General features: G+C 51.3%; 13 protein-coding genes. 9 read left to right on the top strand and 4 right to left on the bottom strand.

The window, feature by feature from the left end; translation table 11 throughout:
* The first annotated feature begins 75 nt into the window (after nt 1-75).
* Complete coding sequence (tldD, locus tag ACLJRE_RS03370) at nt 76-1,521, top strand: metalloprotease TldD (protein ID WP_023212678.1); 1,446 nt, start codon at nt 76-78, stop codon at nt 1,519-1,521.
* Nucleotides 1,522-1,642: 121 nt separating this feature from the next.
* On the opposite strand, the gene aaeR is transcribed toward tldD, so the two are convergent.
* Nucleotides 1,643-2,572, bottom strand: a complete 930-nt coding sequence (gene aaeR, locus ACLJRE_RS03365) for an HTH-type transcriptional activator AaeR (RefSeq protein ID WP_000440300.1) — start codon at nt 2,570-2,572, stop codon at nt 1,643-1,645.
* Nucleotides 2,573-2,753: 181 nt separating this feature from the next.
* Between aaeR and aaeX the strand changes: the two genes are divergently transcribed.
* The 4 genes from aaeX (at nt 2,754) to ACLJRE_RS03345 (ending at nt 6,314) form a co-directional block, all read left to right on the top strand.
* Nucleotides 2,754-2,957, top strand: a complete 204-nt coding sequence (gene aaeX, locus ACLJRE_RS03360) for a p-hydroxybenzoic acid efflux pump operon protein AaeX (RefSeq protein WP_000051840.1) — start codon at nt 2,754-2,756, stop codon at nt 2,955-2,957.
* A gap of 7 nt (nt 2,958-2,964) precedes the next feature.
* Nucleotides 2,965-3,897: a p-hydroxybenzoic acid efflux pump subunit AaeA gene (aaeA, locus tag ACLJRE_RS03355; protein WP_000855138.1), complete on the top strand. Its 933-nt coding sequence runs from the start codon at nt 2,965-2,967 to the stop codon at nt 3,895-3,897.
* Nucleotides 3,898-3,902: 5 nt separating this feature from the next.
* The gene (gene aaeB, locus ACLJRE_RS03350; RefSeq protein ID WP_023212679.1) at nt 3,903-5,870 is read left to right on the top strand and encodes a p-hydroxybenzoic acid efflux pump subunit AaeB; all 1,968 of its coding nucleotides are present in this window, start codon (nt 3,903-3,905) and stop codon (nt 5,868-5,870) included.
* Nucleotides 5,871-6,041: 171 nt separating this feature from the next.
* Complete coding sequence (locus ACLJRE_RS03345) at nt 6,042-6,314, top strand: hypothetical protein (RefSeq protein ID WP_001103887.1); 273 nt, start codon at nt 6,042-6,044, stop codon at nt 6,312-6,314.
* A gap of 59 nt (nt 6,315-6,373) precedes the next feature.
* On the opposite strand, the gene yhcN-B is transcribed toward ACLJRE_RS03345, so the two are convergent.
* The 3 genes from yhcN-B to argR form a co-directional block, all read right to left on the bottom strand.
* Complete coding sequence (gene yhcN-B / locus ACLJRE_RS03340) at nt 6,374-6,640, bottom strand: DUF1471 family stress response protein YhcN-B (RefSeq protein ID WP_000853277.1); 267 nt, start codon at nt 6,638-6,640, stop codon at nt 6,374-6,376.
* A gap of 103 nt (nt 6,641-6,743) precedes the next feature.
* A complete protein-coding gene (gene yhcN / locus ACLJRE_RS03335; RefSeq protein ID WP_001022820.1) occupies nt 6,744-7,007 on the bottom strand; it encodes a peroxide/acid stress response protein YhcN in 264 nt (87 codons plus the stop codon).
* Nucleotides 7,008-7,371: 364 nt separating this feature from the next.
* Complete coding sequence (gene argR / locus ACLJRE_RS03330) at nt 7,372-7,842, bottom strand: transcriptional regulator ArgR (RefSeq protein ID WP_001257852.1); 471 nt, start codon at nt 7,840-7,842, stop codon at nt 7,372-7,374.
* A gap of 414 nt (nt 7,843-8,256) precedes the next feature.
* Between argR and mdh the strand changes: the two genes are divergently transcribed.
* The 4 genes from mdh to ACLJRE_RS03310 all read left to right on the top strand — a co-directional run bounded on the left by mdh (nt 8,257) and on the right by ACLJRE_RS03310 (nt 12,075).
* Nucleotides 8,257-9,195, top strand: a complete 939-nt coding sequence (gene mdh, locus ACLJRE_RS03325) for a malate dehydrogenase (RefSeq protein WP_000861586.1) — start codon at nt 8,257-8,259, stop codon at nt 9,193-9,195.
* Nucleotides 9,196-9,314: 119 nt separating this feature from the next.
* Entirely contained in the window at nt 9,315-9,944 is a 630-nt protein-coding gene (locus ACLJRE_RS03320; RefSeq protein ID WP_000723776.1) for a GntR family transcriptional regulator, read from the top strand.
* Nucleotides 9,931-10,596: a GntR family transcriptional regulator gene (locus ACLJRE_RS03315; protein ID WP_001171581.1), complete on the top strand. Its 666-nt coding sequence runs from the start codon at nt 9,931-9,933 to the stop codon at nt 10,594-10,596. Before ACLJRE_RS03320 ends, ACLJRE_RS03315 begins: the two co-directional genes overlap by 14 nt.
* A gap of 210 nt (nt 10,597-10,806) precedes the next feature.
* Nucleotides 10,807-12,075: an SLC13 family permease gene (locus tag ACLJRE_RS03310; protein WP_000433390.1), complete on the top strand. Its 1,269-nt coding sequence runs from the start codon at nt 10,807-10,809 to the stop codon at nt 12,073-12,075.
* Nucleotides 12,076-12,082: the final 7 nt, after the last annotated feature.

Here is a 12,082-nt window from a genome sequence, read left to right as displayed (position 1 = left end):
TTTGTACAATCTAACAACGTAGTCCGGATAAGGCGTGAACCGCCATCCGGCAGAAATCAACGAGTAGCAAAAACGATGAGTCTGAACCTGGTAAGTGAACAATTGCTAGCGGCGAATGGCCTGAACCATCAGGATCTGTTCGCTATTTTGGGCCAACTGGCCGAACGCCGTCTTGATTATGGCGACCTCTATTTTCAGTCGAGCTATCACGAATCCTGGGTTTTAGAAGACCGCATCATTAAAGATGGTTCATATAATATCGACCAGGGCGTTGGCGTTCGCGCCATTAGCGGCGAAAAAACCGGTTTTGCTTATGCTGACCAGATAAGCCTCCTGGCGCTGGAGCAGAGTGCGCAGGCAGCGCGAACCATTGTACGCGAGAACGGCGAAGGCAAGGTAAAAACGCTCGCCGCCGTAGCGCATCAGCCGCTCTACACCACCCTTGATCCGCTGCAAAGTATGAGCCGCGAAGAGAAGCTGGATATCCTCAGACGCGTTGATGAAGCGGCGCGAGAAGCCGATAAACGCGTGCAGGAAGTTAACGCCAGCCTGACCGGCGTATATGAATTAATCCTCGTGGCGGCGACCGACGGGACGCTGGCGGCGGATGTCCGTCCACTGGTGCGGTTGTCCGTTAGCGTGCAGGTGGAAGAAGACGGTAAACGCGAGCGCGGCGCCAGCGGCGGCGGCGGTCGCTTTGGTTATGAGTATTTTCTTGCCGATCTCGACGGCGAGGTTCGCGCCGACGCGTGGGCGAAAGAAGCGGTACGCATGGCGCTGGTTAATCTCTCCGCGGTCGCTGCGCCAGCGGGGACGTTACCGGTGGTTCTGGGCGCCGGGTGGCCGGGCGTATTGCTGCACGAAGCGGTCGGGCACGGGCTGGAAGGTGATTTCAACCGTCGTGGGACGTCTGTGTTTAGCGGTCAGATCGGCGAGCAGGTTGCCTCCGCGCTTTGCACCGTAGTGGACGACGGCACAATGATGAACCGTCGCGGCTCCGTTGCTATCGATGATGAAGGTACGCCAGGCCAGTACAACGTATTGATTGAAAATGGCGTACTGAAAGGATACATGCAGGACAAGCTGAACGCGCGCCTGATGGGCGCTGCGCCGACCGGTAACGGGCGTCGCGAATCTTATGCGCATCTGCCGATGCCGCGTATGACGAATACCTATATGTTGGCGGGGCAGTCAACGCCGCAGGAAATTATCGAATCCGTTGAATACGGCATCTATGCGCCTAACTTTGGCGGTGGTCAGGTGGATATCACCTCCGGCAAGTTTGTGTTCTCTACCTCGGAAGCGTATCTGATTGAAAACGGCAAAGTCACGACGCCGGTGAAGGGCGCGACGTTGATTGGATCAGGCATTGAAACGATGCAACAGATCTCCATGGTCGGCAACGACCTTAAGCTGGATAACGGGGTGGGGGTTTGCGGTAAAGAGGGTCAAAGTCTGCCGGTAGGCGTAGGCCAGCCGACGCTGAAAGTCGATAACCTGACGGTTGGCGGCACCGCATAACTGTCCGCCTTATCAGGCCTGTGGTGTGTGCCGCCCAGGCCTGATAAGCGCAGCGCCATCAGGCAATGTCTGCGTCGGGTGGCATCTGGCTACAATCGTCTTCAGCAATTACCCGGTGTTTTTATTTTTCTTTCCCTCGCCCGTGCATCCCCTGAAACAGGTGTGCGACATCGACAAAATAGTCAGTTAACGCGTTAATCACTACCTGCACTTTAAGCGGCAGCTTATCTTTTTCGGTGTACAGCGCGTACACAGGACGGGGATCGGACTGATAGCGAGGCAGTAGGATCTCCAGATCGCCACGATTGATCTCATCGATCACCCACATCAGCGGCACATAGGCGATTCCGGTTCCGGCGGTCAGCCAGCGTACCAGCGTCATCGGATCGTTAGTGACGAACCGCCCCTGTGGAATCAGTCGGGTAGAAATTCCTTCCGGCGCGATAAGTTCAAACTCATTATCCGGGCGCACGCTATATTCCAGCCAGGAATGGCTACTGAGATCGGCGGGTTTTTCCGGGACGCCGTACTGAGCGAGGTAGGGCTTGGCGGCGCACACAACCATCGGCATCGCGCCAAGTCGACGGGAAAACAGGCTGGAGTCTTGCAGCGCGCCCACGCGGATCACCACGTCCAGCCCGTCGGCAATTAAATCCGGAGCCGGAATTCCTGTCACCAGATTGACCGCCAGACCGGGATACTCTTTTAATAATTTTGCGGTAAGCCCGGCCAGCACATTTTGCGCCATGGTTGAAGAACAGCCGATACGCAATGTACCGATAGGCGTGTTATTAAAAGCGTAAAGCTGCTCGTGAACATCCTGCACTTCATGCAGCATACGACGACAGCCCTGATAATAGATTTTTCCAGCCTCGGTGAGCCCAATGCTGCGTGTGCTGCGGTTGAGCAATTTAACCTGAAGCTCATCTTCCAGTTTCGCCACAGTCTGGCTGATGGACGATACGCTCATTTGCAGCTGTCTGGCTGCGGCGGTAAAAGAGCCAAACTCGACAACTTTGGCGAATACCGACATTCGTTTTAATCGTTCCATTATTCACTCTGGCTTAAAAGTGATTTAGATCACATAATATAGATAACAGCATAACAATTACGTTAATATACTATTATTCGAATAAGAGCTATGTCGCTCTCGCCTGGCGTCTCTTGCCCTTCTCTGCGGCGATGTAGCTTAACAATCTATCGCCTGCTCTCTCTCAGAAATCAAGGTCAACATGAGTCTGTTTCCCGTTATCGTGGTGTTTGGTCTTTCCTTCCCACCGATATTTTTCGAATTGCTTTTGTCACTGGCTATTTTTTGGCTGGTGCGTCGGATGCTTGTACCGACGGGTATCTATGATTTTGTCTGGCATCCGGCTCTGTTCAATACCGCGCTGTATTGTTGTCTGTTTTATTTAATATCGCGCCTGTTCGTTTGAGGTTGAAGTGAAAACACTAACAAGAAAACTCTCCCGTACGGCCATTACCCTCGTACTGGTTATTCTGGCCTTTATCGCCATTTTCCGCGCCTGGGTGTATTACACCGAATCTCCCTGGACGCGTGACGCGCGTTTTAGCGCCGATGTCGTCGCTATTGCCCCGGATGTCGCGGGCCTGATTACCCATGTAAACGTGCATGATAACCAACTGGTGAAAAAGGATCAGGTCCTGTTTACCATCGATCAGCCACGCTATCAAAAAGCGCTGGCGGAAGCGGAAGCTGATGTAGCCTATTATCAGGTCCTGGCGCAGGAAAAACGCCAGGAAGCCAGTCGCCGTAATCGCCTCGGCGTACAGGCGATGTCCCGGGAAGAGATCGATCAGGCGAACAATGTCTTGCAGACTGTACTGCATCAACTGGCTAAAGCCCAGGCGACGCGCGATCTGGCTAAACTCGATCTGGAACGCACCGTCATTCGCGCGCCTGCCGACGGCTGGGTGACTAACCTCAATGTTTATGCCGGTGAATTTATTACCCGCGGTTCCACAGCCGTCGCCCTGGTGAAAAAGAACTCTTTTTACGTGCAGGCCTATATGGAAGAGACCAAGCTGGAAGGCGTGCGTCCGGGATATCGTGCCGAAATCACGCCGCTTGGCAGCAACCGGGTATTAAAAGGTACTGTCGATAGCGTGGCGGCAGGGGTAACGAATGCCAGCAGTACCAGCGATGCGAAAGGGATGGCGACGATAGACTCTAACCTCGAATGGGTGCGTCTGGCCCAGCGTGTCCCGGTGCGTATCCGGCTCGACGAGCAGCAGGGGAATTTGTGGCCTGCCGGTACGACGGCAACCGTCGTGATCACCGGTAAGCAGGATCGTGACGCAAGCCAGGACTCCTTCTTCCGTAAACTGGCGCACCGGCTGCGCGAATTCGGTTAATCGTCATGGGCATTTTCTCCATTGCCAACCAGCACATTCGCTTTGCGGTAAAGCTGGCGTGCGCCATTGTGCTGGCATTATTTATCGGCTTCCATTTTCAACTGGAGACGCCGCGTTGGGCGGTGCTGACCGCCGCGATCGTGGCGGCAGGCCCGGCATTTGCCGCCGGCGGGGAACCCTATTCCGGCGCTATCCGTTATCGCGGAATGTTGCGTATTATCGGGACGTTTATTGGCTGTATCGCCGCGCTTATCATTATTATCTCTATGATCCGCGCGCCGCTATTGATGATTTTGGTGTGCTGTGTCTGGGCCGGTTTTTGTACCTGGATCTCCTCTTTAGTACGGATCGAAAACTCTTATGCGTGGGGACTGTCAGGTTATACTGCGCTGATCATTGTGATTACCATTCAGACGGAGCCGCTGCTCACGCCGCAATTTGCGCTTGAACGCTGTAGCGAAATCGTCATCGGCATTGGCTGCGCTATTTTAGCGGATCTGCTTTTCTCGCCGCGATCGATAAAGCAGGAGGTTGATCGCGAACTGGACAGTTTACTGGTAGCGCAATATCAGCTAATGCAACTTTGTATTAAGCACGGCGACAGCGAAGAAGTCGACAACGCCTGGGGCGATCTGGTGCGACGCACGGCGGCGCTGGAGGGGATGCGAAGTAATCTGAATATGGAATCTTCGCGCTGGGTACGCGCTAACCGCCGCCTGAAAGCGTTGAATACGCTTTCGCTCACGCTGATTACGCAATCCTGTGAAACTTATCTTATTCAAAACACGCGGCCGGAACTGATTACCGATACATTCCGGGAACTGTTCGAGACGCCGGTTGAAACGATACAGGACGTCCACAGGCAGTTAAAACGGATGCGGCGTGTCATTGTCTGGACCGGCGAGCGCGAAACGCCCGTCACGCTTTATAGCTGGGTAGGCGCTGCGACGCGCTATCTGCTGCTTAAACGCGGCGTGATCAGCAACACCAAAATCAGCGCGACGGAAGAAGAGATCCTGCAAGGCGAACCCGTGGTTAAAGTGGAATCCGCTGAACGTCACCATGCGATGGTGAACTTCTGGCGCACCACGCTTTCCTGCATTCTGGGAACGTTATTCTGGCTCTGGACCGGCTGGACATCGGGTAATGGCGCGATGGTGATGATTGCCGTGGTGACCTCGCTGGCGATGCGTTTACCCAATCCGCGCATGGTCTGCATTGATTTTATTTATGGCACTCTGGCGGCGTTGCCGCTGGGATTGCTCTATTTCCTGGTGATTATTCCCAATACGCAGCAAAGTATGCTGTTGTTATGTTTGAGCCTGGCGGTATTGGGGTTCTTTATCGGCATTGAGGTCCAGAAACGGCGTCTGGGGTCGATGGGGGCGCTGGCCAGTACGATTAACATTATTGTGTTGGATAATCCGATGACGTTCCATTTCAGCCAGTTCCTCGACAGCGCGTTGGGGCAAATTGTCGGCTGTATGCTGGCGTTTATCGTCATCCTGCTGGTGCGTGATAAATCCAAAGATCGAACCGGTCGCGTGCTGCTTAATCAGTTTGTTTCCGCTGCGGTCTCGGCAATGACGACCAACGTGGTACGTCGTAAAGAAAACCGTCTGCCTGCGTTATATCAGCAACTCTTTTTGCTGATGAATAAATTCCCAGGCGATTTGCCGAAGTTTCGCCTGGCGCTAACGATGATCATTGCTCATCAACGTCTGCGCGACGCGCCGATACCGGTTAATGAAGATCTGTCAGTGTTCCACCGCCAGCTTCGTCGTACTGCAGACCATGTTATTTCCGCCGGAAGCGATGATAAACGGCGACGCTACTTTGGTCAGTTGCTGGATGAGCTGGATATCTATCAGGAGAAATTACGTATCTGGGAGGCGCCGCCGCAGGTGACGGAACCGGTTAAACGCCTGACGGGCATGTTACATAAATACCAGAATGCGCTTACCGATAGCTAACCCACAAGAACCGATGCCAAAAGCGTCGGTTTTTTTATGACTATACTTATTTGAGATACAAAAACAGCGCAAGAGTGCTCCGGGGCTAAAAGCGTTTCTGGAAGTGAAACCTCTGCATAATGATGCTTAGTAGTAAAACAGACAATTGTCTGTCGGGGATGGTGGCTGGCTATGAATGTCTATACTTTTGATTTTAATGATATTAAAAACCAAAGCGATTTTTATCGCGAGTTTACGCAGACGTTTGGTCTTGCCAGTGAGAAAGTAAGCGATCTTGATACATTATGGGATGCGGTAATGAGCGATATCTTACCCCTACCGCTAGAGATTGAGTTCGTTCACCTGCCTGATAAACTGCGCAGGCGCTACGGGGCGCTGATTTTACTCTTTGATGAAGCGGAAGAAGAGCTGGAGGGGCGGCTACGGTTTAATGTCCGGCATTGAAAAAGCATAAAAAAGCCCCCGACAGGCGGGGGCAAGTCGTCGGGTTAGACGACGAGGGTTTACTTATACAACTCGGCGGTGGCGTGCCAGTTATCACCTTCTTTTAATTCGATGATGCGATAGCTATTAGCGCCTGCTTTTTCGGCTTTAGCGACGATCTCCTGGCGCATATCCATTGGCGTACTGCCAATCTGCGAGACGGAAATGGTGCCCATCGGTTGCAGATTCTGCGCCTGTTCCGCGTTGACCTGGTGTACTGCGGCATTTGCGCCGAAAGAGAGCAGAGTGGCCAGGCCGAGTGATGCGATAATGTATTTCGTTTTCATGGTCTTTTATTCCTTTATAGGGTCAACCTCGCGGATTAATGGGCTTTTCTTATGCGATATCTCCGCGAAGTAACGACACGTTATATGCGATGGCAGGTGAATTTTATTTGTACAGTTCGGCAGTGGCGTGCCAGTTGCTGCCGCTACGCGCTTCGGTAATGTGGTAGGCCGTAGCGCCTTGTTCATCCGCTTTTTTGCTCAGCATGGCGTTCATATCCATAGGCGATGAGCCGATAGCGCTGACTGAAACCGATCCGATTGCTTCACGATTTTGCGCTTGCTCTGCGCTGATAGGTTCTGCGGCGAAAGCGCCAAAAGAGAGAACGGACAGAACACTTAATGTTGCAACAGTGGTTTTGATATTCATGATTTTTACCTCGTCGAATTCCTTTACTGGGGTCTTTGTTTCGTGACCCTCATCACAAAATTAAGTATACACTAATCACGCGATTAATTAATACCACGCTAATTGTTTCTGCTTTTTAAAGACATTAAAAATTTTATTTTTTATAACGTTATGGAATTAAAATTGCTGTTTTTCGCCGCTGTCTTTTAAAAAATAAAAGAAAATCAATTGGTTAAGAAATTTGGCATTTTGTGCGTTTTTTTGATTTGTCATTCACGTGGTGAATGTTTAAGGGCATGATTTGCCAAATGATAGCCGTACAGGAAAGCGGCGAGGGGAGAGGACAAAAAGGTGCCTCCGCCGTACGACGACGGAGGAAGTGGGACTAGAGCTCTTGTTCAAAAAGTTCCAGAATGGCTTCGTACAGATCTCTTACGGAAAATCCGCTGGCAGGCGTAGTGAAGATAGTATCGTCGCCGGCAATCGTGCCGAGAATACCTTCTGCTTTCCCCAGTGAATCCAGCAGGCGCGCAATGAGTTGTGCCGCGCCGGGGCTGGTATGAATCACCACGACAGCGTCGTTATAGTCGATATCCAGCACCAGATTTTTCAACGGACTGGATGTTGTTGGGACGCCCAGTTCAGCCGGAAGACAGTACACCATTTCCATTTTTGCGTTACGTGTACGCACTGCGCCGAACTTAGTCAACATGCGCGAGACCTTGGACTGATTGATATTTTCAAAGCCCTGATCCTGCAACGCGAGGACGATTTCGCCCTGTGAGCTGAATTTTTCTTCTTTGAGGAGCGCTTTAAACGCTCTTACTAGTTCTTCTTGTTTAGCCGAGCTTCGCATAAGTCACCCGTAATATGGCGGTAGAAACAACATTATTGTGCATACAGATGAATTTTTATGCAAACAGTCTGCCTTGTTTAAGGCTGAAATAATGTTATGAAAGAGCGGAATTTTATCAAATTTCGTTATCAAGAAACATGCCTGTGTCACGCCTCGCAAATAAGATTAAAAGTAAATTAATTGTTATCAAAATGATGTTGTTTTGAGAGGATAGTAGGGTATATTGTCACCACCTGTAGGAACGTTGCTCTCTGGTTGCAGTCGATCCGGATTACGCAAATTAAATGCATAAAAGCCAAAATTGCGCGACTCCGCATTCTTGATGAGTGAGGATTGTAATCATTGAATTTGTGAATTAAGGTCGCCGCCGCGGAGCAATAGACACTTAGCTAATCATATAATAAGGAGTTTAGGATGAAAGTCGCAGTCCTCGGCGCTGCTGGTGGTATCGGTCAGGCGCTGGCATTACTTTTAAAAAACCAACTGCCTTCAGGTTCAGAACTCTCCCTGTACGACATCGCTCCAGTGACTCCCGGTGTGGCCGTTGATTTGAGCCATATCCCCACCGCTGTAAAAATCAAAGGTTTCTCCGGTGAAGACGCAACCCCGGCGCTTGAAGGCGCTGACGTAGTACTGATTTCTGCGGGTGTGGCGCGTAAGCCGGGTATGGACCGTTCCGACCTGTTTAACGTTAACGCCGGCATCGTGAAAAACCTGGTGCAGCAGATCGCTAAAACCTGCCCGAAAGCGTGCGTGGGCATTATCACCAACCCGGTGAACACCACCGTTGCGATTGCGGCGGAAGTGCTGAAAAAAGCAGGCGTATACGACAAAAACAAACTGTTTGGCGTCACCACGCTGGATATCATCCGCTCTAATACCTTTGTTGCAGAGCTGAAAGGTAAGCTGCCAACGGAAGTTGAAGTCCCGGTGATTGGCGGGCACTCCGGCGTGACGATTCTGCCGCTGCTGTCGCAGATTCCAGGCGTAAGTTTTACCGAACAAGAAGCGGCCGAGCTGACTAAACGTATTCAGAACGCCGGTACTGAAGTCGTCGAGGCGAAAGCCGGCGGCGGATCGGCAACCCTCTCTATGGGTCAGGCTGCCGCACGTTTCGGTCTTTCTCTGGTTCGCGCTCTGCAGGGCGAAAAAGGCGTGGTGGAATGCGCCTATGTGGAAGGCGACGGTCAGTATGCCCGTTTCTTCTCTCAGCCGCTGCTGCTGGGTAAAAACGGTGTAGAAGAGCGTAAATCCATCGGCACACTGAGCGCTTTTGAGCAACATTCGCTGGACGCTATGCTGGATACGCTGAAAAAAGATATTCAGTTGGGTGAAGATTTTATTAATAAATAAGCTGTTCCTGCCCGATGCCGGGGCTTTTGCTCCGGCTTCTTTGACTGTAAACAAGCCACGAAATCAAGTACTAAATCTGCTAAACTCCTCACGTCTTATCGGTTATTAACGAGAACGTCGTGAAAAAGATCCAAAGAACGCAAACCCGCGATCACATTACGCAAATGCTTCGCTATGAAATTCTTTCCGGCAATATAAAAGCGGGAGAAGAACTCGCGCAGGAAAGTATTGCGGAGCAGCTTGGTCTTTCACGAATGCCGGTTCGAGAAGCGCTACAGTCACTCGAACAGGAAGGTTTTTTAATCCGACTGCCCAACAGGCACATGCAGGTCGCGCATCTTGAGGCCGATCGCGTGAGTCATATTTTTCGCGTAATTGCCGCGATGGCCGCCGAAATGTTTTCGCTGATACCCAGCGAAGTAGGCGATGCCCTCCTGATACGTGCGCAAGCGCTGGCTGTCGCAGAAGACAAATCCTGCGAACTGGAGTGTCATGCGATGCTGATTTCTTATGTGAATAACCGCTATCTGGAAAAGGTGTATCAGCAGTTCCTGGACGGTTATGTCTCTTATGTTATTTTGCATCTGAAAAAAGATAATCAGGAGTCGGCGCAGCTTTTCGCTGAACTGGCTGACGTCATACGCCAGGGGCGGCGTGATGAGATTGGGCAAGTTATGCAGCGTTATTTCCTCTCTTTAGCAGAAATAATGCGTCAACATATGAAGGATTGGGAAAGTGCAGAAGCCTAAGTTAGGGAAGATTAAGCTTCTTTCAGCGAAAGAACAGGTCGCGGCGGTGCTGCGTAAAGCGATTCTTTCGAGGGAGTTAGTGGAAGGGCAGGAGATTACGTTAGAAGGCATTGCCGGAATGGTCGGCGTGTCCAGTATGCCAGTGCGCGAGGCGTTTCAGATTCTGGCGGCGGATGGGCTGATAAAAGTGCGCCCTAATAAAGGGGCGGTGGTGTTGGGCATCAATGAACAAACGATCCGTGAACACTATGAAATTCGCGCGCTGTTAGAAAGTGAGGCGGTGGCTAAAGCTTCTCGTCCCGGCACCGATATCTCGCGGATAGCCCAGGTGCATTATGCCGCTGAAAAGGCTCTCGCGGAAAATAACTCGGCGGAATACTCCGACCTGAATCAGGCATTTCATATGGAAATATGGAATGTTGCTGGCAACGAAAAAATGAAAATGTTGCTCTGTAATATGTGGAACGGCCTGTCGATGGGCCATAAGGTCACCGAAGAAGAGTATGCCGTGATTTCCATTCAGGAACATAAAAGTATTCTGCAAGCTCTTGAACTTCATGATGAAACATTGGCACGCCAGCGCATGCGCGAACACATTATTCGCTCGATGGAGAATATGCTGACCCGCTATGTTGGTGACCCTTCTGCCTGATCTTTTCGCCTGCGTGAGCATCGCAGGCGCTTCAACCAATTCTTCAATTCTATTAATCACGTCCAGTAACGATCTAACCACGATCTTGATGTAGATCCCACTCCTGCATCTTTCCTGAGAAACGATTTGACTTAGTTTTTGTATGGGAATAATTTCTCCCTGTCAATATTGGATACAATATCATATATCATTGATTGGATAATTATAAATATGGAACCCATTACCCTTACCCTATGTTTATTGGTGTTCGCTATCGTCATGTTTGTATGGGAAAAAGTGCCGCTGGCCGTCACTTCCATGATTGTCTGCGTGGCCTTAGTTATCACCGGCGTTCTGAATATCAAACAGGCCTTTGCTGGCTTTATCGACACTAACGTCATCCTCTTTGTCGCGATGTTTATCGTGGGCGGTGCGTTGTTCGAGACCGGTATGGCAAACAAAGTGGGCGGCGTCATCACGCGCTTCGCGAAAACAGAAAAACAGCTGATCTTCACCATTATGGTGGTGGTGGGTTTGATGTCTGGCGTCCTCTCTAACACCGGTACCGCTGCGGTTTTGATTCCGGTGGTGATCGGCGTGGCGGCAAAATCGGGCTTCTCGCGTTCTCGTCTACTGATGCCGCTGGTTTTCGCCGCTGCGTTGGGCGGTAACCTGTCGTTAATTGGCGCGCCGGGAAATCTTATCGCACAGTCTGCGCTACAGAATATTGGCGGCGGCTTTGGCTTTTTTGAATACGCAAAAATCGGTCTCCCGATGCTCATCTGCGGCATTCTCTACTTCCTGACTATTGGCTATCGCTTTCTGCCGAATAATGCGACCGGCGGTGAGGTGGGGAGCGTCGGGGAGCAACGTGACTACAGCCATGTTCCACAGTGGAAACAACGGCTCTCACTCGTGGTGTTGATCGCAACGATCCTCGGCATGATCTTTGAGAAGAAGATCGGTGTCAGCCTGGCCGTGACCGGTTGTATTGGCGCTCTTGTGCTGGTAGTAAGCGGCGTACTCACGGAAAAACAGGCCTATAAAGCCATTGATTCACAGACTATTTTTATCTTTGGCGGCACCCTGGCGCTGGCAAAAGCGCTGGAAATGACCGGGGCAGGCAAGCTGGTTGCGGACTATGTAATCGGCATGCTGGGGCAAAACTCCTCACCGTTCATGTTGCTGATCGCCGTTTTCGCCTTATCCGTTGTGATGACCAACTTTATGTCCAATACCGCAACGACAGCGCTGTTGGTGCCGGTGAGTTTGTCCATTGCCGCAGGTATGGGGGCCGACCCGCGTGCGGTTCTGATGGCGACGGTCATTGGCGGTTCCTGCGCCTACGCAACCCCTATCGGTATGCCTGCCAACATGATGGTGCTCTCTGCGGGTGGCTATAAATTTGTCGACTACGCTAAGGCCGGTATCCCCCTGATTATCGTTTCAACCATTGTCAGCTTGATCCTGCTGCCAATCCTTTTCCCTTTTCATCCGTAATTAACGG

Source organism: Salmonella sp. SAL04157, assembly GCF_046551635.1.
Taxonomy (GTDB): Bacteria; Pseudomonadota; Gammaproteobacteria; order Enterobacterales; family Enterobacteriaceae; genus Salmonella; species Salmonella enterica.
The sequence above is the reverse complement of the archived record's forward strand: the minus strand, read 5'-3'. Positions and strand labels throughout refer to the sequence as shown.